Annotated in this window: 23 protein-coding genes; 13 read left to right on the forward strand and 10 right to left on the reverse strand. The window is 72.5% G+C overall.

The genetic code is table 11. The annotated features are described in order from the left end of the window. Nucleotides 1–19 precede the first annotated feature (19 nt). On the forward strand, nt 20–373 hold the full coding sequence (locus OG490_RS24400) for a DivIVA domain-containing protein (RefSeq protein ID WP_330301048.1): 354 nt from the start codon (nt 20–22) through the stop codon (nt 371–373). After that, nucleotides 370–948, forward strand: coding sequence for a DNA-3-methyladenine glycosylase I (locus OG490_RS24405; protein ID WP_330298410.1), 579 nt, complete (start codon nt 370–372; stop codon nt 946–948). Before OG490_RS24400 ends, OG490_RS24405 begins: the two co-directional genes overlap by 4 nt. Before the next feature lie 219 nt (nt 949–1,167). Here the strand turns inward: OG490_RS24405 and OG490_RS24410 are convergent, their stop codons facing one another. Continuing rightward, nucleotides 1,168–1,971, reverse strand: a complete 804-nt coding sequence (locus OG490_RS24410) for an enoyl-CoA hydratase/isomerase family protein (protein WP_330298411.1) — start codon at nt 1,969–1,971, stop codon at nt 1,168–1,170. A gap of 330 nt (nt 1,972–2,301) precedes the next feature. Here OG490_RS24410 and OG490_RS24415 point away from each other — a divergent pair, with 330 nt between their 5' ends. Next, complete coding sequence (locus tag OG490_RS24415; RefSeq protein ID WP_003966491.1) at nt 2,302–2,469, forward strand: DUF3117 domain-containing protein; 168 nt, start codon at nt 2,302–2,304, stop codon at nt 2,467–2,469. A 118-nt stretch (nt 2,470–2,587) separates the two neighbouring features. On the opposite strand, the gene OG490_RS24420 is transcribed toward OG490_RS24415, so the two are convergent. Beyond that, a complete protein-coding gene (locus OG490_RS24420) occupies nt 2,588–3,250 on the reverse strand; it encodes an O-methyltransferase (RefSeq protein ID WP_330298412.1) in 663 nt (220 codons plus the stop codon). A 143-nt stretch (nt 3,251–3,393) separates the two neighbouring features. Here OG490_RS24420 and sigE point away from each other — a divergent pair, with 143 nt between their 5' ends. The 5 genes from sigE (at nt 3,394) to OG490_RS24445 (ending at nt 8,620) form a co-directional block, all read left to right on the forward strand. Continuing rightward, nucleotides 3,394–4,173: an RNA polymerase sigma factor SigE gene (gene sigE / locus OG490_RS24425; protein ID WP_330298413.1), complete on the forward strand. Its 780-nt coding sequence runs from the start codon at nt 3,394–3,396 to the stop codon at nt 4,171–4,173. Further along, nucleotides 4,170–4,862, forward strand: a complete 693-nt coding sequence (locus OG490_RS24430; RefSeq protein WP_330298414.1) for a zf-HC2 domain-containing protein — start codon at nt 4,170–4,172, stop codon at nt 4,860–4,862. Before sigE ends, OG490_RS24430 begins: the two co-directional genes overlap by 4 nt. A 509-nt stretch (nt 4,863–5,371) precedes the next feature. Further along, a complete protein-coding gene (locus OG490_RS24435) occupies nt 5,372–7,174 on the forward strand; it encodes a S1C family serine protease (RefSeq protein WP_330298415.1) in 1,803 nt (600 codons plus the stop codon). A 115-nt stretch (nt 7,175–7,289) separates the two neighbouring features. Beyond that, nucleotides 7,290–7,745 carry a sec-independent translocase gene (locus OG490_RS24440; RefSeq protein ID WP_330298416.1) on the forward strand — a complete coding sequence of 152 codons (456 nt, stop codon included), beginning with the start codon at nt 7,290–7,292 and terminating at the stop codon, nt 7,743–7,745. A gap of 155 nt (nt 7,746–7,900) precedes the next feature. Beyond that, entirely contained in the window at nt 7,901–8,620 is a 720-nt protein-coding gene (locus OG490_RS24445) for a hypothetical protein (protein ID WP_330298417.1), read from the forward strand. A gap of 98 nt (nt 8,621–8,718) precedes the next feature. Here OG490_RS24445 and OG490_RS24450 read toward each other — a convergent pair whose 3' ends face one another. From OG490_RS24450 to OG490_RS24460, 3 genes are all read right to left on the reverse strand, one after another. Then, on the reverse strand, nt 8,719–9,888 hold the full coding sequence (locus OG490_RS24450) for an Mrp/NBP35 family ATP-binding protein (protein ID WP_330298418.1): 1,170 nt from the start codon (nt 9,886–9,888) through the stop codon (nt 8,719–8,721). 42 nt (nt 9,889–9,930) lie between these two features. Then, nucleotides 9,931–10,437 carry a DUF1003 domain-containing protein gene (locus tag OG490_RS24455; RefSeq protein WP_330301049.1) on the reverse strand — a complete coding sequence of 169 codons (507 nt, stop codon included), beginning with the start codon at nt 10,435–10,437 and terminating at the stop codon, nt 9,931–9,933. Between the two features lie 193 nt (nt 10,438–10,630). Next, nucleotides 10,631–11,938, reverse strand: a complete 1,308-nt coding sequence (locus OG490_RS24460) for a magnesium transporter MgtE N-terminal domain-containing protein (protein ID WP_330298419.1) — start codon at nt 11,936–11,938, stop codon at nt 10,631–10,633. A gap of 222 nt (nt 11,939–12,160) precedes the next feature. On the opposite strand from OG490_RS24460, the gene OG490_RS24465 reads away from it, so the two are divergent. Beyond that, a complete protein-coding gene (locus OG490_RS24465; RefSeq protein WP_330298420.1) occupies nt 12,161–12,952 on the forward strand; it encodes a hypothetical protein in 792 nt (263 codons plus the stop codon). A 32-nt stretch (nt 12,953–12,984) separates the two neighbouring features. Here the strand turns inward: OG490_RS24465 and OG490_RS24470 are convergent, their stop codons facing one another. Both OG490_RS24470 and OG490_RS24475 read right to left on the reverse strand, forming a co-directional pair. Next, a complete protein-coding gene (locus tag OG490_RS24470; protein WP_330298421.1) occupies nt 12,985–13,497 on the reverse strand; it encodes a hypothetical protein in 513 nt (170 codons plus the stop codon). A 56-nt stretch (nt 13,498–13,553) separates the two neighbouring features. Continuing rightward, nucleotides 13,554–14,678: a magnesium and cobalt transport protein CorA gene (locus OG490_RS24475; protein WP_330298422.1), complete on the reverse strand. Its 1,125-nt coding sequence runs from the start codon at nt 14,676–14,678 to the stop codon at nt 13,554–13,556. A gap of 380 nt (nt 14,679–15,058) precedes the next feature. On the opposite strand from OG490_RS24475, the gene OG490_RS24480 reads away from it, so the two are divergent. From OG490_RS24480 to OG490_RS24495, 4 genes are all read left to right on the forward strand, one after another. After that, nucleotides 15,059–15,643 (forward strand): suppressor of fused domain protein, encoded by a 585-nt coding sequence (locus OG490_RS24480; protein WP_330298423.1) that lies wholly within the window; start codon nt 15,059–15,061, stop codon nt 15,641–15,643. Nucleotides 15,644–15,723: 80 nt separating this feature from the next. Then, nucleotides 15,724–16,365: a DUF6758 family protein gene (locus OG490_RS24485; protein WP_330298424.1), complete on the forward strand. Its 642-nt coding sequence runs from the start codon at nt 15,724–15,726 to the stop codon at nt 16,363–16,365. Nucleotides 16,366–16,419: 54 nt separating this feature from the next. Then, a complete protein-coding gene (locus OG490_RS24490; RefSeq protein WP_330298425.1) occupies nt 16,420–17,286 on the forward strand; it encodes a PHP domain-containing protein in 867 nt (288 codons plus the stop codon). Between the two features lie 132 nt (nt 17,287–17,418). Continuing rightward, nucleotides 17,419–18,024, forward strand: a complete 606-nt coding sequence (locus OG490_RS24495; protein ID WP_330298426.1) for a MarC family protein — start codon at nt 17,419–17,421, stop codon at nt 18,022–18,024. A 106-nt stretch (nt 18,025–18,130) separates the two neighbouring features. On the opposite strand, the gene OG490_RS24500 is transcribed toward OG490_RS24495, so the two are convergent. From OG490_RS24500 to OG490_RS24510, 3 genes are all read right to left on the reverse strand, one after another. Then, entirely contained in the window at nt 18,131–18,283 is a 153-nt protein-coding gene (locus OG490_RS24500; protein ID WP_330298427.1) for a hypothetical protein, read from the reverse strand. Nucleotides 18,284–18,383: 100 nt separating this feature from the next. Next, nucleotides 18,384–19,277, reverse strand: a complete 894-nt coding sequence (locus OG490_RS24505; protein WP_330298428.1) for an alpha/beta fold hydrolase — start codon at nt 19,275–19,277, stop codon at nt 18,384–18,386. Between the two features lie 109 nt (nt 19,278–19,386). Then, entirely contained in the window at nt 19,387–21,492 is a 2,106-nt protein-coding gene (locus tag OG490_RS24510) for a DEAD/DEAH box helicase (protein ID WP_330298429.1), read from the reverse strand. Nucleotides 21,493–21,922 lie beyond the last annotated feature (430 nt).

The following is a 21,922-nucleotide window of genomic DNA, read 5'->3' on the forward strand; positions in this document are numbered from 1 at the left end:
CGGAGTCTTCTCAGGGGAGTTGATCGTGTTCGCGTTCTTGCTCATCGCGCTGGTCGTGGTCGTCGCCGCGGTCACCCTGGCCGTGGCCGGCGGGGGATCCGAGGCCGTCCTGCCGGAAGCCGAGCCGGACCGGGTGTCCGACGGCCTGCCGGAGAACCGCCCCGTCGTCCGCGCGGACATCGACGAACTGCGCCTGCCGGTCGCCGCGCGCGGCTACCGGATGGCCGAGGTGGACGACGTACTGGAACGGCTGGCGGCGGAGCTGGCCGAGCGGGACGCCAGGATCGCGGAGCTCAGCGCGGCCGGGGCCGTCGCCGCCGCGGGGGCCGCCGCGCCCGGCCCGGTGGACCTCATCAAGGCCGACGAGCAGTGAGCGGGGTCGTCGCCGGACCCGACGGGGAGCTGCGCTGCCCGTGGGGGCTGGCCACCGAGGACTACATCGCGTACCACGACACCGAGTGGGGCCGTCCGGTCCACGGGGACGACGAGCTCTACGAGCGGCTGTGCCTGGAAGCCTTCCAGTCGGGGCTGTCCTGGCTGACGATCCTGCGCAAGCGGGAGGGCTTCCGGGCGGCGTTCGCGGGCTTCGAGATCGGCAAGGTCGCCGAGTTCGGCGAGGCCGACGTGGCGCGCCTCCTCGCGGACGAGGGGATCATCCGCAACCGGATGAAGATCGAAGCGACCCTCGCCAACGCGAGGACCCTGGCCGGGTGGGGCGCGGGCGAACTGGACGCACTGATCTGGTCCCACGCCCCCGAGGCCCGGAAGAAGGCGCCGAAGACCACCGAGGACGTGCCGGCGGTCACGGCTGAGTCGACGGCCCTGGCGAAGGCGCTGAAGAAGGCGGGCATCCGCTTCGTCGGCCCCACGACGGCCTACGCCCTCATGCAGGCCTGCGGCCTGGTCAACGACCACCTGGCCCACTGCACCTCCCGCGAAACCGCCTGAGGAAATTTCAGCCCCGCCGGCGTTTGAGGCGCGGGGTCCGGGGCGGAGCCCCGGGGAACGGTGGAAGGGCGGGTAGGGGACAGGCTCCGCGCAGCGGAACACCCGCAGCCCGGCCCCGGCCCCGCACCGCGCACTGACGGGCGGACGCGGCCGGGCAGCGGGGCAGCGGGGCGACGGGCCACGCGCAGTGGGAGCCGGGCTGCGCCCACCAGGGCGCGGCTAGCGCCCCAGGTACCGCGGCGCCTGCTTCGCGAGGAAGGCGGCGACCGCGATCCCGTGGTCCTCCGAGGCCCCCGCACGGGTCTGGAGGGTGTCCTCGTGCTCCAGCGCCTCGGAAAGCGACCGCGAGGCCCCGTACGCCAGGGATTCCTTCAGCGCGGCGTAGGCCACCGTCGGGCCCTCCGCCAGCCGCCGGGCCACGGCAAGGGCCTCCGCGGCCAGCTCGGCCGAGGGGACGACGCGGTTCGCGATGCCGAGTTCCAGCGCCTCCTGGGCCTTCACCGAACGGGGGAAGAGGAGCAGGTCCGAGGCGCGCGAGCCGCCGATCAGGCGGGGCAGGGTCCAGGAGACGCCCGAGTCGGCCGTCAGGGCGACCCCGGCGAAGGAGGTGTTGAAGGAGGCCGTGTCCGCGACCACCCGGAAGTCCGCCGCCAGCGCGAAGCCGAAGCCCGCGCCCGCCGCGACGCCGTTCACGCCCGCGACCACCGGCTTCGGCATCTGCGTCAGGGCCCGGACGATCGGGTTGTAGTGCTCCGCGACCGTGCTCATGGTGAGCGAGGAACCGCTCTCGCGGTCGGCCTTCAGGAACCCGACGTGTTCCTTGAGGTCCTGGCCGACGCAGAACGCCCGGTCGCCGGCCGCCGTGAGCAGGACCGCCCGTACGGCCGTGTCGGCGGCGGCCGCTTCGACCGCGTCGCGCAGGGCGACCTTGGTCTGCGTGTTCATGGCGTTCATGGCTTCGGGACGGTTGATCGTGATGGTCGCGAGTCCGTCGGTCACTTCGTAGAGCACGCTGTCGGCCATGTCGGGGGTCCCCCTTCGTCGCGGGCTGGCTACCGGCCGGTACCGGCCGGTGCAAGGGTCAGCATGGCGGACCGGGCCGCGGTTCCACATGTGATGTGCGTCAAACAAACCGGAGGGCGGATCCGGGGTGCGGCGGCGGAGTATCGCAGGCAGGTCCCCGAAATGAGTGGTTTTGGTCGAGCGCGTTGCGCAAGCGTTCCCACCCGATGTTGGTCATCGGGTCCTGACATGCGGGATAATGGCCTGGAAGCAATGTGTTCGATGCCGGTACTAGGCGCCTGACTGGGGCCGTCGGCTGACGATGAGCTGGTTTCAGGAAGGGGAACGAGCATGGCGGCCATGAAGCCGCGGACGGGCGACGGCCCGCTCGAGGTCACCAAGGAGGGGCGGGGCATCGTCATGCGCGTACCGCTTGAGGGCGGCGGTCGACTTGTCGTCGAGCTGACCCCGGACGAAGCGGACGCCCTGGGTGACGCCCTGAAGAAGGTCGTCGGCTGACCCCTCGTCGGTACTGAGGGCGCACTGACGCCAACTGAAGACTCTGCACCGCCCCGGTCGCTCACCGCGTCCGGGGCAGTGTTGTTTTCCGGGTCGGTCCGCTTGGAAGGGCGTGCGGTCAGCGTCGGACGGCGCACAGCAGGCCGTCGCCCACCGGCAGCAGCGCGGCCTCCAGGGCCGGGCTCTCGCGGACGGTGCGCAGCAGCTCGCGGACGCGGAGCACCTCCACCGGCTGGGCCGCGGAGTCGACCGTACGGCCGTCGGAGAAGACTCCCTCGAAGCAGACCAGTCCGCCGGGGCGCAGCAGGCGCAACGATTCAGCGAGGTAGTCGAGGGACTCGGACGGGTCCCCGTCGCAGAAGACGAGGTCGTACCCGCCGTCGGCGAGCCGCGGTAGGACGTCGAGCGCGCGGCCCGGAATGAAGCGGGCGCGGTTGCCCGCGAAGCCGGCGGCGCGGAAGGCCTGACGGGCGAAGGCCTGCCGGTCGGGTTCCGGATCCACGGTGGTCAGGACCCCGTCGGCACGCATTCCGTGCAGGAGGTGGATGCCCGACACGCCTGTGCCGGTGCCGATTTCGGCGACCGCCTTGGCGTCCGCGGTGGCGGCGAGCAGGCGCAGCGCGGCCCCGGTGCCGGGGGAGACGGAGCGCAGGCCCGCTTCCCTGGACCGGTCGCGGGCCCATCGCAGAGCGTCGTCTTCGGCGACAAACGCGTCGGCGAACGCCCAGCTCGTCTGCCGGTTGCCGGTAATGACCCTCTCCTGTCCCCATAGTTGGCGCAACGGTGACTGTATCCGCTGGAGTCGGGAACCCGCAGATGGGACCGGGCGTTGAGAGCAGTAGAGAGGGAAGGGCGGTCCGGGACTCTCGGCCCGTGCAAAGTTACTGCAAAAATGCTTATCCGGAGCTGACGGGAGGGGTGGCTATGGTAGGGAATCCGCTGGACACCACCAGAGCCGACAGGGGAGGTGCGGCTGCGCCTGTGGATCGTGGGGGTGTTCTCCGACGCCTCTTCTGGTCGGCCGGTGAGCCGAAATCCGTGACCAACATTGCTGACCGTTTCCGCACCGTAGACACCGCAACCACCGCGACCTTTGCCGCCGATGCGGGCTCCCAGGCGTGGACCCCTCCCTCGTGGGAGGAGATCGTCAGCACGCACAGTGCGCGGGTCTACCGTCTCGCCTACCGGCTGACGGGCAACCAGCACGACGCCGAGGACCTGACGCAGGAAGTCTTCGTCCGCGTCTTCCGCTCGCTGTCCACGTACACGCCCGGCACGTTCGAGGGCTGGCTGCACCGGATCACGACGAACCTGTTCCTGGACATGGTCCGCCGCAAGCAGCGGATCCGCTTCGACGCCCTCGCCGACGACGCCGCCGAGAGGCTGCCGAGCCGCGAGCCGTCCCCGCAGCAGGTGCTGCACGACACGCACTTCGACGCGGACGTGCAGCAGGCGCTGGACACGCTCGCGCCCGAGTTCCGCGCGGCCGTGGTGCTGTGTGACATCGAGGGTCTTTCGTACGAGGAGATCGCGGCCACGCTCGGCGTGAAGCTCGGCACCGTGCGCAGCCGTATCCACCGAGGCCGTTCGCACCTGCGCAAGGCGCTCAAGCACCGGTCTCCCGAGGCCCGTGCGGAGCAGCGTGCGCTGGCGGGAGTGGCAGTGGGCGCCCCGGGCGCCGGGGGAGAGGGCGGAGCCGAGTGAGCGGGATCAGTCCTTCCCCGTCGCCCGCCGAACAGGCGTCCTCCGCCGAGCGGCATTTGGGCGACCGGCTCGCCGCCCTCGTGGACGGGGAGTTGGGCCATGACGCGCGCGAGCGCGTACTGGCGCACCTGGCGACGTGCTCCAAGTGCAAGGCCGAGGCCGATGCGCAGCGCCGCCTGAAGACCATGTTCGTGGAGAGCGCGCCGCCCCCGCTGTCCGCGGGGCTGCTGGCGCGGCTCCAGGGGCTGCCCGGAGGCAGTCCTGACGGCCCCTCCGGTCCGTCGGGCCCCTTCGGCCCGCCCCCGGGCGCCGACCCCTTCTCCTCCTTCGCCTACGCGCCCCCCGCGGCCGCGGGCGGGCCGCAGGGAGGCTTCCCCATACACAAGATGGGCGGCCAGGAGGCGGGCCGCTCGCGGCGCCGCTTCGCGTTCGTGGCGGCCGGGGCGGTATCGCTCGCCGCGATCGCGCTGGGCGGCTCGCTGCCGATGGACGCCGTCGAGCCCAACACCCGGGGCGATGCCCCCGCCGCGCGGACCGGCCCCGTGGTGTCGGTGTTCGACGCCGTGGCCCGCGAAAACCGGATCCCGCGCCCGGGCACCGTCCCCACCCTCCGCCCGGAGCCCCCCTTGGCCTCCACCTCCCCCACCGCCACCCCGGCCTCGGCCCGCCCGGTCTCCTTGTCGCGCTAGCGGTACGACCGGAAGCCCTTGCCGGGCCACGCGGCGCGGGGGCCGTCCCTTCCGGACCCTGCCGGGCCCGCGCCGCCCGCCGCCCGCCGCCCGCCGCCTGCTGCCTGCTGCCTGCCGTCCGCCGCCCGCCACCTGCTGCCTGCCGCCCCGCCACCTGCTGCCTGCCGCCCCGCCGCCTGCCGCCCGCTTCCGGCTGCCCGCCGTCCGCTGCCCGCCGCCTGCCGTCCGCCCGTCCCAGGCTGCGCCGTCCCGCGCCGTCCCGCGCCGGGTCCGTGGTGGCCGGTGCTGGGCCTGGCCGGGTGCCGTGGCGTCGGGGGGCGTGCGCCTCCCTGCGCGGGCGCTGGTGCCCCTTTGCCCCGTCGGGCGCGGGCAGCTGCCTGGCGGGCACGCTCGGGCTTCTCACCGCCCGTGGGCGGGCGGGGTGATGGGGTGGATGGGTGACCTGGTTGAATCTGCGCCAGATGTGCCGCTCCGGGCGGCCGGCGGAGTCAGGTACGCGGGGAGCGCCCATGTCCGACAGTCAGCAGACCGATCCGGCGGCCCAGACGCCGACCCCGGCCGAAGCTCCCGCGCCCCGGCCGCCCAGGCTGTCCCGCCTCCCCCGATGGTGGAGCCGCGCCGATCGCCCCGCCGCCGGGACGGCCGAAGCCCCCGTACCGGCCCCGCGCACCGCACAGGACCGCACCCCCACCCCGGAAGCCGAGCCCCTCGCGCACCGGGACCCCGATGTCGAGGCTGCTCCGACGGGGGACGCCGAGACTCCCTCGTCCCCGGGCGTCGCTGCGTCGGCTGCCGCGAAGCCCGGCGCCGGGGTCACCGGGCCGCATCCGGCGCTGGAAGTCGAGTCCCTCCCGCACCCGGACCTGGGCGCGGAGGCCGCTCGGGCCGCCGCCGACGAGGCCGCTCCGAAGGCTGGCGCGGAGGCCGGCCCGCATCCGACCCCGGATGTCGAGGCCGCTCCGGCCCCTGATGCCGGGGCCGCCCCGGCCCCCGGCGCGGGCTCGGGTTCCGGGCGGGGTGGGGGTGCCTCGGGGCCGGTGTGGTGGAGTCGGCCCGCGGAGGGCGGGCGGCCGGGGGAGGGGGGCGTCGCGGCCGTGTCGGACGGTGGGGCGGGGGAGGGGGCTGAGGATGGTGCGGCGCCGCGTTATGACCCCTGGTCCGTGGGGCCGTTGCAGGTGCCGGATCGGGGGAAGGCGGGGCCCCGGCGGCTTCGGGTTCGGCAGGGGGTCGTCTTCGGGGTCGGGATCGCCCTCCTCGCGGGTGCGATCGGCGGTGTCGTCGGTGTGCTCGCCGAGCGGAAGGCCAGTACCCGTCTGGAACTCCCGCAGGCCGCAGTGGCGGACCGCGGCCGGGCTCCGGACAGCGTCGCCGGGATCGCCGCCACCGCGCTGCCCGGGGTGGTCACCCTGCACGTGAGCGGCGCGCAGAGCAGTGCGACGGGCACCGGCTTCGTGCTCGACGGGCAGGGCCACATCCTCACCAACAACCACGTGGTCCACGGCGCCCAGCACATAACGGTCACCTTCAGCACCGGCGAGAGCGTCCCCGCCGAGCTGGTCGGCGGAGACACCGGCTACGACCTGGCCGTCGTCCAGGTCACCGGCGTACGGGGGCTGCGGCCCCTCGCGCTGGGGAACTCCGAGAACGTCAGGGTCGGCGACCCCGTCGTGGCCATCGGAGCCCCCTTCGACCTCTCCAACACCGTCACCGCCGGCATCATCAGCGCCACCGGCCGCCCCATCACCGCGGGCGGGGACAAGGGCGACGGGAGCGACGTCAGCTACGTCGACGCGCTTCAGACCGACGCCCCGATCAACCCCGGCAACTCCGGCGGCCCGCTCCTCGACGCCAGGGCCCAGGTCATCGGCATCAACAGCGCCATCCGCGGAGGCGGCGACGGCGGTGACGGCGGCGACAGCTCCGGCCAGCAGCGCGGCAGCATCGGTCTGGGCTTCGCCATCCCCGTCAACCAGGGCAAGCGCGTCGCCGAGGAGCTCATCCGCACCGGCCACGCCACCCACCCCGTGATCGGCGTCACCCTGGACATGGAGTACTCCGGCGATGGGGCCCGGGTGGGGGAGAAGGGCGAGGGTGGGAAGCCGGCCGTGGTCGCCGGTGGTCCGGGGGCCCGGGCCGGGATCAAGCCCGGCGACGTGATCACCAAGGTGGACGGGGTACGGGTCCACGGGGGCGACGAGCTCGTCATCAAGATCCGGTCCCACCGGCCGGGCGATGCCCTCGCCCTCACCGTGCTCAGGGACGGCCGGGAGCGCACGCTGGAAGTGGTCCTCGGGTCGGCGAACGGGTCGTGACGGGAGCGTGAAAGCGGGACCGTTCCATGAATGAGCGGTCCTGATGTATGGGCCGGTGGACCCGGCCGGGTACCGTGTGTCGGGCCTGACCCGAAGAGAGCCGAGGAGCGGCAAGGTGTTCAACGACATAGGCGCACTCGAACTGGTCACGATCGTAGTGCTGGCCATTCTCATCTTCGGCCCGGACAAGCTGCCCAAGGTCATCCAGGACGTCACGGGCGTCATCCGGAAGATCCGCGCGTTCTCGGACAGCGCGAAGCAGGACATCCGCTCCGAACTCGGCCCGGAGTTCAAGGACTTCGAGTTCGAGGACCTCAATCCGAAGAACTTCATCCGCAAGCAGCTGGCGGAGAACGAGGACCTCAAGGACATCCGCAGCTCCTTCGACCTCCGCAAGGAGCTGAACGAGGTCACCGACGCCGTCAACAGCAAGGAAGCCGAACCCGTCCCGGCCCCCGCCACCGCCGGCGACACGGCCGCGCCCGCTCCGAGCGGCGGTCCGGACCTGCTGAAGAAGCCCGCGGCCCCGGCGCAGGAGCGGCGCACGGCCTTCGACGCGGACGCCACCTGAGCCACCCGATACCACGCGCGAGCCTGCCTGCCCGGTGATCCGGGGTCCGGTGGCTATCCTCCATGAGTCCGGACCCAGGACGCCCCAGGGAGGGGGTCCCCCCAGCACCACGGGGGAGGGCCGTTCCGGACCCCACGGAACGAGAGGCCGCTCAGATGGAGACGACGAGCAGTAGCCGGGTGGGCACGCAGCCCGCCGACACGGCGACAGCACCCGCGCAGCCGGCACCGCAGGAGCATCCGCGGCTGCCCCAGGAGGCAGCCGCAGCGCCCGTACCGGCGGCCCGCCGCACGGCGGAGGGCTACCTGCGGGCTGATTTCCCCTGGTACGGGCTGGACGGGGCCTTCACCGGCCCCCGCTGGCTCATGCAGGTCGGCACCGGCGCGGACGGCAGCGTGGAGCACGGCTCCACGGGCCACGGCGACGAGCCCTCCGCCCGCGGCGAGATCGCCACCGGCGAGAAGGAGCGCTTCGCGGTGGTCGTCACCGTCGCGAGCAACCCGCTGCGCCGCAGCTCGGACGGTACCGGCGTCCTGGAGGCCACCTCGGTCTCCTCGGCGGCCTGGCTGGCCGGCTCCGGGCTGCTGGCGTACAGCTGGCCCGTGCAGATGGACCACACCCTGCGCGACGACTGGCTCGACCAGCAGACCGAGGCCGCGTGGGAGCTGGCGGACGCGCTCGACGGGGAGGAGTGGTCGACGCTGTCGCTGCCCGTGGACGGGGAGCCGACGCCGTTCCACTACCGGGAGTCGGAGTTCGGGTGGGTGCTGGCGGGTTCCACCAGTAGTGGGGTGCACCTGGGCGCGTACGGTCGCGGGATGAGCGCGTACGGGATCGGGTTCTCCGCGATCGGGGACTTCGGCGCGTACGAGTAGCCGCGCGGGCCGGTACGGGTACGGGTACGGGAAAGGGCACCGCCGGTCGGCGGTGCCCTTTGCGCTGTGCGGCCCCTGCGGGCCACACCTCCGCTACATCAGAACTTGTTCCGCGGCGTGATCCCCAGCGACATGCCCGCCAGGCCGCGTGCGCGGCCGCCCAGCTTGCCGGCGATGGCGCGCAGGGCCGCGCCCGCCGGGGAGTCGGGGTCGGAGAGGACGACCGGCTTGCCCTCGTCGCCGCCCTCGCGCAGGCGCACGTCGATCGGGATCGAGCCGAGCACCGGCACGTTCGCGCCGATCGTCTTCGTCAGGCCGTCGGCGACCCGCTGGCCACCGCCGGAGCCGAAGACGTCGACCATCTCGTCGCAGTGCGGGCAGGGCAGCCCGGACATGTTCTCGACGACGCCGACGATCTTCTGGTGCGTCTGCACGGCGATCGAGCCGGCCCGCTCCGCGACCTCGGCCGCGGCCTGCTGCGGGGTGGTCACGACGAGGATCTCGGCGTTGGGCACCAGCTGGGCCACGGAGATCGCGATGTCGCCCGTACCCGGCGGCAGGTCGAGCAGCAGTACGTCCAGGTCGCCCCAGAACACGTCGGCCAGGAACTGCTGGAGGGCCCGGTGGAGCATCGGACCGCGCCAGACCACCGGCGCGTTGCCGGGGGTGAACATGCCGATGGAGATGACCTTCACGCCGTGCGCCGACGGCGGCATGATCATGTTTTCGACCTGGGTGGGGCGGCCTTCGACGCCGAGCATGCGCGGCACGCTGTGGCCGTAGATGTCCGCGTCGACCACGCCGACCTTGAGGCCGTCGGCGGCCATCGCGGCCGCCAGGTTGACGGTGACGGAGGACTTGCCCACGCCGCCCTTGCCGGAGGCGACCGCGTAGACGCGGGTCAGGGAGCCGGGCTGGGCGAAGGGGACCTCGCGCTCGGCGGTGCCGCCGCGCAGGGTGCTGGCGAGCTCCTTGCGCTGCTCGTCGCTCATCACGTCGAGCGTGACGGCGACCGAGGTGACGCCGGGGACCCGCTGTACGGCCTCGGTGACGAGGTTGGTGATGGTCTCGCGCATGGGACAGCCGGACACCGTGAGGTACACGGTGACGGCGACCGCGCCGCCGTCGCCGATCTCCACCGATTTGACCATGCCGAGCTCGGTGATCGGCCGGTGGATCTCGGGGTCGTTCACCGTCGCCAGCGCGTCCAGGATCGCGTCCTGCTCGGGCACGGCGGCAGTGCCGGCGGAGCTTGTGTCGGTAGCCATGCCCCGATGGTACGGCTCGGTAGCGTGCCGCAGGAAAGGCTGCTAGCGGTCGCCTTCGTCACTCTCGGCGGGGAACAGCCGCCGTTCGTCCATCTCCTTGATCAGGTCCTGGAACTCGGACCGGATCCAGTCGCGCGTGGCGACCTCTCCCAGACCCATCCGCAGGGCCGCGATCTCGCGCGTCAGGTACTCGGTGTCCGCCAGCGAACGCTCGTTCTGCTTGCGGTCCTGTTCCAGGTTGACCCGGTCCCGGTCGTCCTGCCGGTTCTGCGCGAGCAGGATCAGCGGGGCCGCGTAGGAGGCCTGGAGCGACAGCATCAGGGTCAGGAAGATGAAGGGGTACGTGTCGAAGCGCAGGTGCTGCGGCGCGAAGATGTTCCACAGCACCCAGACGATGATGACGACGGTCATCCAGACGATGAACCGGCCCGTGCCGAGGAACCGCGCCACCCGCTCCGACAGCCGTCCGAACGCCTCGGGGTCGTACTCGGGCAGCAGCCGCCGGCGCGCCGGGCGCGGCAGGTCGAGCCGCGCGCGCGAGCGGGTCAGCGCGCTCGATCCGGTTCCGGACCCGGAGGTGGTGGAGCCGCCGCTCTTGGCCCGTTCGCGGTGCGCGTCGGAGGAACGTTCCGCCGACTCCGCCGACAGCCCGTGCTCGCGGGCCTGCAGCCTCGCCTGCTCGCGCCGCTCCCGGATCTGTTCGCGCCTGCGCTCGCGCGCGGCCTGGTCGCCGCGCCCCCGGTCAGTGGTCACGTAGGGCCTCTTCCGCACGCTCGGGATCCTCGGGCCCGCCGGCTCCCTCCGAATGGAAGTCCGTCTCCCGCCAGTCGTCCGGGAGCAGGTGGTCCAGTACGTCGTCCACGGTGACGGCGCCCAGCAGCGAGCCGCTCTCGTCGACCACCGGCACGGCGACCATGTTGTACGCGGCCAAGTAGCTGGTCACCACCGGCAACGAGGAGTCCGGCCGCAGGGGCGCCAGACCGGTGTCCACGATCGAGCTGACCAGCGTGAACGGGGGGTCCCGCAGCAGCCGCTGGAAGTGCACCGTGCCCAGGTACTTGCCCGTCGGCGTCTCGTCCGGCGGCCGGCACACGTACACCTGCGCCGCCAGCGCCGGCGACAGGTCCGCCTGCCGTACGCGGGCCAGCGCGTCCGCGACCGTGGCGTCGGGCCGCAGCACGATCGGCTCCGTGGTCATGAGACCGCCCGCGGTGTTCTCCTCGTACGACAGCAGGCGCCGCACGTCGGCCGCGTCGTCGGGCCGCATCAGCGTCAGCAGCCGTTCCTTGTCGTCCTCGGGCAGCTCGGACAGCAGGTCGGCCGCGTCGTCCGGGTCCATCGCCTCCAGGACGTCGGCCGCGCGCTCCTCCTTCAGCTTCCCGAGGATCTCCACCTGCTCGTCCTCGGGCAGCTCCTCCATGACGTCCGCGAGCCGGTCGTCGTCGAGGGCGTTGGCCACCTCGGCGCGCCGCTTGGGCGTCAGGTGGTGCAGGACGTTCGCGACGTCCGCCGGGCGCATCTGCTCGAAGGTGGCGACCAGGTTCTCGGCTCCCTGCCCGTGCTCCTCCAGCGAGAAGCCCGTCACGGCCGACCACTCGACGGTCAGGGTCTCGCCGCGCCTGCGCAACGCGCCCGACTTGCCCTTCCGCACGAAGATCCGGTCGATCTCCCAGTCCCGGCGGGCCGGCAGCTGCTGGATGGCCACGTCGAGGACGGTGACCTCCTCGTCGTCCGCGACCAGCCGCACCCGCCGGTCGAGCAGTTCGCCGAGGATCAGCCGCTCGGTGGGGCGCTGTTCGAAGCGCCGCATGTTGACGACGCCCGTGGTGATGACCTGCCCGGACTCGACGCCCGTCACCCGGGTCATGGGCAGGAAGATCCGGCGCCGGCTGACCACCTCGACCACCAGGCCGAGCAGCCGCGGCGGCCGGCCGGCCACGCGGAGCATCGCGACGAGGTCGCGGACGCGGCCCACCTGGTCGCCGTTGGGGTCGAACACGGGCACACCCGACAGATGCGAGACGAAGATCCGTGGGGCGCCTGCCGCCATCCGAGCGCCTCCTACGAGCGTGCGTCATCCGTCGATCACCGGTACTGCCGTCCCTCAGGTTAGCCCGTGCCCGCCGCAACCTCCTGGTGGGGCCGTCCGCACGGGCACGCACGGGCGCCGAACGGCCACGCACCGGCACCGCCAGGGGCATCGCGAGGGCCTCCGCCCCTGGCCGGGTACGCTGCCAGCTGCTCGAAGACGAACGACGAGAGGCACCTGCCCGTGACTGCCTATCTCCCCTCCGCACGGCTGCGCCGGGCCGCCCTCGCCGGAGCCCTGTGCGCCGGCCTGGCCGTCGTCGGTACGGGATGCGGGGCGGACCCCGACGAGGGTACGAACGGGGTCGGAAAGCTCTCCGCCGAGCAGATCGAGAACAAGGCCAAGGCGGCCGCCACGGGGGCCACGTCGGTCCACCTGTCCGGCGTCCTCGTCAGCGGCGGCAAATCCTTCACCCTCGACATGAAGCTGGGGGCCGACGGCGGCTCCGGCGAGGTGAAGTCGCAGGACGACACCACCTTCGAGCTGCTGCGCGTGGGCTCCCAGCTGTACCTCAAGGCGGGCGCCAAGTTCTGGGGCCAGTCCGAGGCGGCCGGCAAGCTCGGCGACAAGTTCGTGAAGGTGCCCGAGGCAGACCCCTCCTACAAGCAGTTCCTCGTCTTCACCGACATGCACGTGCTCCTGGACGGGCTCCTCGGGCTCGACGGGCAGCTCAGCAAGGGCGACTACACCAAGGTCGGGCACACCCGGGTCGTCCAGGTCTCGGCGGACAAGGGCAAGGGCGGCAAGGTCTCGGTCTCCCTGGAGGGCGTCCCCTACCCGGTCCTGATGGAACGCGCGGGCGGCGCCGGCCGGCTGGTCCTGGAGGACTGGGGCAAGCCCGTCGAGCTGAAGCCCCCGGCGCAGGACCAGACGGTGGACTACGGGTCCCAGCTGCCGACGACCAAGGAGCAGGGGGCCAGCCCGGCCCCGTCCGCCTCCAAGGGCTCCGGCCAGGGCACCGCCCCCAAGAGCTGACCGGCCACAGCACTAGATCCGAAAGAGACGACCTAGCGGGCCGCCCTCTTGCGCTTGAGCAGCAGCTTGGGCAGCGCCGCGGGGGCGGGCCGGCGGGTGATCGCCGGGGAGTCCAGCGGAACCGCAGCCAGCGACCCGGACGGGAGCTCCGCCCGCACGGACTCCGGCTCCAGGCGCAGCAGCCGGCACTCCCGGGCCCACCGGTCGGTCATCTCCGCCGAGTCGGGGGCGTTGAGCCGCTTGCCCTTGAGCTCGGCCACCGCGGCCTGCCAGGGCTCGCTCCCGGGCACGAGCTCCCGTACGGTCGCCGTCCACGCGACGAGCCGGCCGCCCTTGTCCTTGCTGCGTACGGTCACCTCGGCGGCCGCGCCGTCCGCGAGGCCCGGGAACGGCTGCTCGCCGGGCCCGTCGCCCAATACGTGCGCCGCGCCGTCCACCCAGGCGTGCCAGAGCCCGCGGTCGGCCCCGGAGCCGCGGACCCAGATGAGGCCGGACTTCTTGGTGGCCTCCTCGACGAGGGCCAGATCGAGCGCGCTGAGAGTCATGCGCACAGGGTAGCCAGCGGCGGGTGCGCCCCCGCAGCCGGACGTCCGGCCGGAGGCTACAGCCAGCCGTTGCGGCGCAGGGCCCGGTGGATGGTGAAGCAGCTGCCGGCGATGGCGGCCATCACCATCGGATAGCCGTAGCGCCAGTGCAGCTCCGGCATGTTCTCGAAGTTCATCCCGTACACCCCGCAGATCATCGTCGGCACGGCGATGATCGCCGCCCACGAGGTGATCTTGCGCATGTCCTCGTTCTGGGCGACGGACGCCTGGGCCAGATTGGCCTGGAGGATCGAGTTCAGCAGCTCGTCGAAGCCGACGACCTGCTCGTGGACGCGCGCCAGGTGGTCGGCGACGTCGCGGAAGTACTTCTGGATGTCCGGGTCCACCAGCCGCATCGGGCGCTCGCTGAGCAGCTCCATGGGCCGCAGCAGCGGGGAGACGGCCCGCTTGAACTCCATCACCTCGCGCTTGAGCTGGTAGATGCGGCCCGCGTCGCCGCCGCGCGCACTGCCCTTGGCAGGGGCGGCGAAGACCTCGCTCTCCACCTCGTCGATGTCGTCCTGGACGGCCGAGGCGACGGCGATGTAACCGTCGACCACGTGGTCGGCGAGGGAGTGCAGGACGGCGGACGGACCCCGGGCGAGGAGCGCCGGGTCGTCCTGGAGGCGGTGGCGCAGACCCCGCAGGGAGCCCTGGCCGCCGTGCCGGACGGTGATGACGAAGTCGGGGCCGGTGAAGCACATCACCTCGCCGGTCTCCACCACCTCGCTGGTGGCGGTGAGTTCGGCGTGCTCCACGTAGTGGATCGTCTTGAAGACGGTGAAGAGGGTGTCGTCGTAGCGCTCCAGCTTCGGCCGCTGGTGGGCGTGGACCGCGTCCTCCACGGCGAGCGGGTGCAGGCCGAACACGGCGGCGATCCCGGCGAACTCGTCCTCGGTCGGCTCGTGCAGGCCGATCCAGGCGAAACCGCCGTCCTCGCGGACCTGGCGCATCGCCTCACGGGGCGTCAGGCGCCCGCCGTCCCTCGCGGACCCGCCGCGCCGCCCGTCGCGGTAGACGGCGCAGTCGACCACCGCGGTGCTCGCGGAGGGGTCGCGGGTGGTGTCGTAGCCGGGCTGTACGGGGGTGGACCGGCGCAGTGCCGGACGGACGGCGGCACGGAGGTAGGGCAGCATCGACATGGCAGGCTCCTTCTCGCGCACGGCTGCGGACCGTACGGGTGGGAGGCTTCCGCCGCCGCGGCCGGCAGGGCCCGGTCAGGCGGAAGGAAAAGGACGGAGGACACAGTTCTGCCGTCGCTCTTCGACTGATCCGGGTGAGGGGATCAAAGGGGGCGCGAAACGCCCGTCAGCGAAGTGGAAGAGCGATTGGTACTGCACGATCGACTTCGATCCACCGCAGACCCCACCTCCTCCGGCCGGTCCCCCGTGGGGGACGTCCTGTCGCCGGAGCACTGAAACTTCTCTTCTGAGAGCGTCCCCGACCAGCGGTCAACGATATCAGCCGACGGATGGTCAAGACCCGCCCTTTACCCGGCTGATACGAGTTCTATGCTCACTCCATGGCAGAAATTCTGGCCCTTGTGGAAGCCCGGCTGCGCAGCGCGCTCGGCGAACCCGACGCACGCGCGGCCGTCACCTTCCTGGGCACCGACCGCATCGAGGTACTCCGCTTCACGGAAGGGGACCTGGTGCGGTACGCGACCCTCGGCATGTCCGCCCATCCGATGGGCGACCCGACCGTGGTGGTCGCCGATCCGGTACGGGGTCCCCGCGCCGAGCTCGTACTGACCGTACGGGGCGGACTCGCGCCCACCGACAAGCTGCTGCGGCCGCTGGCCGTGCTGGGCGCGGCGCCCCAGGTCGAAGGGCTGATCGTGGCCCCCGGGGCCTCGCTGGACGTGGGGGAACCGCTGTGGGACGGGGCGGCGTTCACCTCCGTACTGGTGGCGGAGTCCGGCGGACTGGTGGAGGACCTCGCCCTCGACGACCCCATGGACCCGGTGGCCTTCTTCCCGCTCCTGCCGATGACGGCCAACGAGGCGGCGTGGAAGCGGGTGCACGGCGCGGCCGCCCTCCAGGAACGCTGGCTCGCGCACGGCACCGATCTGCGGGACCCTCTGCGTACGGCCGTCGCACTGGATTGAAGATCCTCAACGGAACCCGGCCGCCCGGACGGGTGATCGCGTCTTGACGGGGCGCGCGGCGGGGAGGAGCGTGGCTTCGTATGAGGGGCGAACCGAGTTGCCCGAAGTGCGGTGGCCGGGTCAGGGCGCCCGGCCTCTTCGCCGACTCCTGGCAGTGCACGGTGCACGGCACGGTGCACCCCCTGCAGCCGGTGATCCCGCCGAGCGTCGAGGGTCTGAGCGTGGTGGTCAACCGGGCCCAGGTCCCGGTCTGGATGCCGTGGCCGCTGCCCGTGGGATGGCTGTTCACCGGGGTCGCGTCCGCCGGTGACGACCGCAGCGGCGGCCGGGCCACGGCCGTGGCGTGCTCGGGCCCCGGCCCGCTGGGCGGCATCGGCGAGCTGGTGCTGATCGCGGAGGAACTGGGCGTGGGCCTGGGCGCACGGTTCGCGGGCATCGACGCCCCCGATCCGGGCTCCTACATGAACGTCTCCGCCCCGCCGGACACCAAGGTCGTCGCCGCGGGCCGCCCGACGCCGCTGTGGCACGTGAGCGGCGTCCCGGAGGACCGGGCCGTCTTCGCGGGCGAGGCGCGCGGGCTGTGGCTGTGGGCCATCGTCTGGCCGGAGCAGTCGGGGCTCCTGATGTACGACGAGCTCGTCCTGACGGACCTGCGGGACGCCGGAGCCGAGGTGGAGCTCCTGCCCTGCGGAGCCCTGAGTCCGCGCATTTTGTCCTCCTGACCCGGGTATCCTTGAGCGTCCCCCGTCATACCCACCACCACCTGGAGCCCGGCCGTGCGCATCGACCTGCACGCCCACTCCACGGCTTCCGACGGTACGGACACCCCCGCCCAGCTGGTCCGCAACGCGGCCGCCGGCGGGCTCGACGTGGTCGCGCTGACCGATCACGACACCGTGAGCGGCTACCGCGAGGCCATCGAGGCGCTGCCCGAGGGGCTGACCCTGGTCACCGGCGCCGAGCTGAGCTGCCGCCTCGACGGGATCGGGCTGCACATGCTCGCCTACCTCTTCGATCCCGAGGAGCCCGAGCTCTTCCGCGAGCGGGAACTCGTACGCGACGACCGCACCCCCCGCGCGCTGGCCATGATCGGCAAGCTGCAGGACCTCGGGGTCCCCGTCACCTGGGAGCAGGTGGACCGGATCGCCGGCGAGGGTTCCGTCGGCCGGCCGCACATCGCCACCGCGCTCGTGGAGCTCGGCGTGGTCCGCACCGTCTCCGACGCGTTCACGCCGGACTGGCTCGCCGACGGCGGCCGCGCCTACGCCGAGAAGCACGAGTTCGACGCCTTCGACGCGGTCCGCCTGGTCAAGGCGGCCGGCGGGGTCACCGTCTTCGCGCACCCGGCCGCCGTCAAGCGCGGTACGTGCGTCTCCGACGACGCGATAGCGGCGCTCGCCGAAGCCGGACTCGACGGCATCGAGGTCGACCACATGGACCACGACGCCCCCACCCGCGCGCGCCTGCGCGGCCTGGCCGGCGAGCTCGGTCTGCTGACCACCGGGTCCAGCGACTACCACGGCGGCCGCAAGACCTGCCGCCTCGGGGACCACACGACCGACCCCGAGATCTACGGCGAGATCACGCGCCGCGCGACCGGGGCGTTCCCCGTTCCCGGCGCGGGTGGACGCGTACGCGGCTGACGGCCGCCGGCACGCACCACCCGTACTCGTACCCGTCCCTGTACCCGGACCCCTTCGTGGCGGCCGAGCGCTGCCCGCGCCGCACGCCACCACGCCCTTTTTCGTAACACCCCTCTCCTGCAAGGCATCACTGTGCTCGATTTCGCCGTCTTCGGATCCCTCTTTCTCACGCTTTTTGTGATTATGGACCCCCCGGGGATCACGCCCATCTTCCTCGCCCTGACCTCCGGCCGCCCCGCCAAGGTGCAGCGCCGGATGGCCTGGCAGGCCGTCTGCGTCGCCTTCGGCGTCATCGCCGTCTTCGGCATCTGCGGCCAGCAGATCCTCGACTACCTGCACGTCTCCGTGCCGGCCCTGATGATCGCGGGCGGCCTGCTGCTCCTGCTCATCGCGCTCGACCTGCTCACGGGCAAGACCGACGAGCCGAAGCAGACCAAGGACGTGAACGTCGCGCTCGTCCCGCTCGGCATGCCGCTGCTCGCCGGACCCGGCGCGATCGTGTCGGTCATCCTGGCGGTGCAGAAGGCCGACGGATTCAGCGGCCAGCTCTCCGTCTGGTGCGCGATCATCGCGATGCACGTCGTGCTGTGGGTGGTGATGCGCTACTCGCTCGTCATCATCCGCGTGATCAAGGACGGCGGCGTGGTCCTCGTGACGCGGCTGGCCGGCATGATGCTCTCCGCGATCGCCGTCCAGCAGATCATCAACGGCGTGATCCAGGTGATCCACACGGCCTAGTGCTCCGGCCGCGACCGGCGCGCATGCGAACGCCCCCGTACCGATCCGGTACGGGGGCGTTCTGATTCACGGTGGCGTTGTGCCAGTCGTCGGTCGGGCGCGGTCGTCAGTTGGAAGCGGTCGCTGCCGGTCGGATCAGGATGCGCTGGCCGATGGCCGCGGCCTGCTGCACGATCCGGTTGACGGAGGCCGCGTCCACGACGGTGCTGTCCACGGCAGATCCGTCGACGTCGTCCAGGCGCAGAATCTCGAAGCGCATGGGGCTTCTCCCTTCGTCGTGTTTCTCCTACGTACAGGGTTAACGAAGTGTAAGCCGCAAACATTCCCTACGCTAAGGAAATTTTTTCACTGGCTAAGTACTACTGGGTATCGGAGTCCCCGCAGGAGTCCCAGAACCCCACCAGGGCAGCCGCCGTGGCCAGCGGATCCTCGGCGTTCGGCGAGTGTGCCGTACCCGCGACCACTACCCGGTAAGCGCCCAGCAACCGCGCCGTGTCGTCCATCCACTCCACCGGCCACACCGGGTCCGAGGCCCCCGAGAGCACCAGCTTCGCCAGCCCGGGCGCCGCGGCGGCGAGCTCCGCGGTCCGGTCCGGCTCGCTGACCAGCGCCCGGCCGGTGACGATCAGCTGCTCCGGGACCGTCCCCAGCCAGCGCTCGCGCAGGAACTGGGCGAGCTCGGGGGAGTCGGGGGCCTCGTCGCGCGGATCCATGGCGCGCATGGCCTCCCAGATGCCGGGCATGTCATCGCCCATCACCTCCAGAGCGGAGATCAGCATCTTCGTACGGGCCTGCTGGTCCTCGCAGACCGCGCGCGGGCCGCTGCTCATCAGCGTGAGGCTCGCGAAGGGGGCCGGATCGCGGATCACGGCCGCCCGGGCGATCAGCCCGCCCAGCGAGTGCCCCAGCAGGTGCACCGGGCCCCCGTCGGCCAGGGCCGCCGTCTGTGCGAGGACGTCCCCGGCCAGCTCCTCCAGGGCGTACGGGGCTTCCGTGCGCGGGCCGCCGCTCTCGTGCTGGCCCCGCCCGTCGACGGCGACCACCCGGTAGCCCGCCGCGGCCAGCGGCGCGAGGAGGCCGATGAAGTCCTCCTTGCTGCCCGTGTAGCCGGGGACCAGCAGGGCGGTGCCGCGCACGGGCCCGCCGGAGCCGAGCCCGGGGGAGGCCTCGTGCACGGCGAACTCGCCGCGGGCGGTGGACAGGCGGTACGCACGGGCTGCGGGGGGCAGGGTGAGGCTCGGCGGCTTGCTCATGGCCCGAGGTTACCGGCCCGTAGCCTCGTACGGCAGTACGACCGGACGGGCCCGGACACGCCGATGGCCCCGGCCCCCTCGGAAGGGGATCGGGGCCATCGGGCGGGCGTTACGCCTCCGGGGTCTCCACCGGAGCGGCAGCGGCCTTGCGGGTCCGGGTGCGCTTCGGCTTGACCGGAGCCTCCTCGGCGACCGGAGCGGCGGCCTCGGCGGCCGGAGCCTCCGGGGCGGCGGCCGCGACCTTGCGGGTGCGGGTGCGCTTCGGCTTGACCGGAGCCTCCTCCGCCACCGGAGCGGCGGCCTCGGCGACGACCTCGGCGGCCGGGGCGGCAGCGGCGACCTTGCGGGTCCGCGTGCGCTTCGGCTTGACCGGGGCCTCCTCGGCGACCGCGACCGCGGCGACGGCCGGAGCGACCGGAGCCTCGACCACGGCTGCCTGGGCGACGACCTCGGCGACCGGGGTCACCGGGGCGGCCGCGGCCTTGCGGGGCGCACGGGCGCGCGGGGCGCTGCTGCGGGGGGCACTGCTCCGCGGGGCGCTGCTCCGCGGGGCGCGGACCGGCTCCACCATCGGGGCCATCTGGAAGTCGGGCTCGGGCTCCACGACGAACGGGGCCAGGGGCTCCAGCACCGTCGAGGGGGCGACGAAGGTGGCGGCCGGAGCGGCGGACCGGGTCCGGCGGCGGCGCGGCTTGCGCGCCTCCTCGACGGCCGGAGCCTGCGCGGCGGCCGGGACCTGCGCGGCCTGCGGAGCCTCGGCGACCGGGGTCACCACGGCGGCCGTGGCCACGGCCTCGACGACGCCCGACTCCGAACCACCGCGGGTGCGGCGGCGCTGGCGCGGCGTACGGGGAGCACGCTCCTCGGCCGCCGGAGCGGCGGCGGGGGCAGCCCCGCGACCGTCACGGCCACCATCGCGGCCGCCGTCGCGACCACCACGGCCGCTGTCGCGACCGCTGTCACGGCCGCCGTCGCGACCGCCACGGCCACCGCGGCCGCCGGTCTCGCCCAGGTCTTCCAGGTTCTCGGCCTTCAGGCCGGCCCGCGTGCGCTCGCCGCGCGGCAGGATGCCCTTGGTGCCGGCCGGGATGTTCATCAGCTCGTACAGGTGCGGGGACGTGGAGTACGTCTCCACCGGGTCGTGGAAGTCCAGCTCCAGCGCCTTGTTGATCAGCTGCCAGCGCGGGATGTCGTCCCAGTCGACCAGGGTGACGGCGATGCCCTTCTTGCCCGCGCGGCCGGTGCGGCCCACACGGTGCAGGAAGGTCTTCTCGTCCTCGGGCGTCTGGTAGTTGATGACGTGGGTGACACCCTCGACATCGATACCGCGGGCGGCGACGTCGGTGCAGACCAGCACGTCGACCTTGCCGTTGCGGAAGGCGCGCAGCGCCTGCTCGCGGGCGCCCTGGCCCAGGTCGCCGTGGACGGCGCCGGACGCGAAGCCGCGCTTCTCGAGCTGCTCGGCGATGTCGGCCGCGGTGCGCTTGGTGCGGCAGAAGATCATGGCGAGCCCGCGGCCTTCGGCCTGCAGGATGCGGGAGACGAGCTCCGGCTTGTCCATGTTGTGCGCACGGAAGACGTGCTGCGTGGTGTTGGCGACGGTCGCGCCCTCGCCGTCCTCGGAGACGGCGCGGATGTGCGTCGGCTGCGTCATGTAGCGGCGGGCGAGACCGATGACCGCGCCCGGCATGGTCGCCGAGAACAGCATGGTCTGACGCTTCGGCGGCAGGTAGCTCATGATCCGCTCGACGTCGGGCAGGAAGCCCAGGTCGAGCATCTCGTCGGCCTCGTCCAGGACGAGGGCGCGGATCTTGGAGAGATCGAGCTTCTTCTGTCCGGCCAGGTCGAGCAGGCGGCCCGGGGTGCCGACGATGATGTCGACGCCCTTCTTGAGCGCCTCGACCTGCGGCTCGTACGCGCGGCCGCCGTATATGGCGAGGACGCGGACGTTGCGGACCTTGCCCGCGGTCAGGAGGTCGTTGGTGACCTGGGTGCAGAGCTCGCGGGTCGGAACCACCACGAGCGCCTGCGGGGCGTCGGTCAGCTGGTCGGGCCGGGCCCGGCCCGCCTCGACGTCCGCGGGGACGGTGACCCGCTCCAGCAGGGGAAGGCCGAAACCGAGCGTCTTGCCGGTACCGGTCTTGGCCTGGCCGATGACGTCCGTGCCGGAAAGGGCGACGGGGAGGGTCATCTCCTGGATCGGGAAGGGGGACACGATGCCGACGGCCTCGAGGGCTTCGGCGGTCTCGGGGAGAATCCCGAGGTCACGGAACGTAGTCAGGGTGCTGCCTCTTCTGTGAGACGCGGCGCGAGGCGGCGAAGGGGGTCGTACCGTGCCGGGCTTGCAGTACTACGCCCACCCAAATCTGGGCGGGCCGTGCAAACTGCGCGGGACCACGAGCCATCGCTCAGGCGCTTTATGCCGCTGAGGGGGCCCCTCGTGGGAGGCGGTACGTATGAACGTACGCTTCACGCCGAGGGCGGTCGGGTGGAGCCGATCGGGCCACCGACCGGGCATCCTCATTCGGATGGCCCGCCGAGTGTTCGGCAGGCGCATTACCACTGTACCCCGGAATCTCGCAGCTGTGTCGGGTGAATTCATCAGGTAGGCGCGTTTACGTGGACTGAGCAGGTGGTTCGCAGTG

The organism is Streptomyces sp. NBC_00503, from assembly GCF_036346895.1.
Lineage (GTDB): Bacteria > Actinomycetota > Actinomycetes > Streptomycetales > Streptomycetaceae > Streptomyces.

What these genes read in the sequence shown, in the direction of transcription:
- OG490_RS24505 (WP_330298428.1), bottom strand. Translation starts at nt 19,277, where the DNA reads ATGAGCAAGCCGCCGAGCCTCACCCTGCCCCCCGCAGCCCGTGCGTAC.
- OG490_RS24450 (WP_330298418.1), bottom strand. Translation starts at nt 9,888, where the DNA reads ATGGCTACCGACACAAGCTCCGCCGGCACTGCCGCCGTGCCCGAGCAG.
- sigE (WP_330298413.1), top strand. Translation starts at nt 3,394, where the DNA reads ATGGTAGGGAATCCGCTGGACACCACCAGAGCCGACAGGGGAGGTGCG.
- OG490_RS24435 (WP_330298415.1), top strand. Translation starts at nt 5,372, where the DNA reads ATGTCCGACAGTCAGCAGACCGATCCGGCGGCCCAGACGCCGACCCCG.
- OG490_RS24480 (WP_330298423.1), top strand. Translation starts at nt 15,059, where the DNA reads ATGGCAGAAATTCTGGCCCTTGTGGAAGCCCGGCTGCGCAGCGCGCTC.
- OG490_RS24460 (WP_330298419.1), bottom strand. Translation starts at nt 11,938, where the DNA reads ATGGCGGCAGGCGCCCCACGGATCTTCGTCTCGCATCTGTCGGGTGTG.
- OG490_RS24410 (WP_330298411.1), bottom strand. Translation starts at nt 1,971, where the DNA reads ATGGCCGACAGCGTGCTCTACGAAGTGACCGACGGACTCGCGACCATC.
- OG490_RS24445 (WP_330298417.1), top strand. Translation starts at nt 7,901, where the DNA reads ATGGAGACGACGAGCAGTAGCCGGGTGGGCACGCAGCCCGCCGACACG.
- OG490_RS24470 (WP_330298421.1), bottom strand. Translation starts at nt 13,497, where the DNA reads ATGACTCTCAGCGCGCTCGATCTGGCCCTCGTCGAGGAGGCCACCAAG.
- OG490_RS24485 (WP_330298424.1), top strand. Translation starts at nt 15,724, where the DNA reads ATGAGGGGCGAACCGAGTTGCCCGAAGTGCGGTGGCCGGGTCAGGGCG.
- OG490_RS24500 (WP_330298427.1), bottom strand. Translation starts at nt 18,283, where the DNA reads ATGCGCTTCGAGATTCTGCGCCTGGACGACGTCGACGGATCTGCCGTG.
- OG490_RS24475 (WP_330298422.1), bottom strand. Translation starts at nt 14,678, where the DNA reads ATGTCGATGCTGCCCTACCTCCGTGCCGCCGTCCGTCCGGCACTGCGC.
- OG490_RS24415 (WP_003966491.1), top strand. Translation starts at nt 2,302, where the DNA reads ATGGCGGCCATGAAGCCGCGGACGGGCGACGGCCCGCTCGAGGTCACC.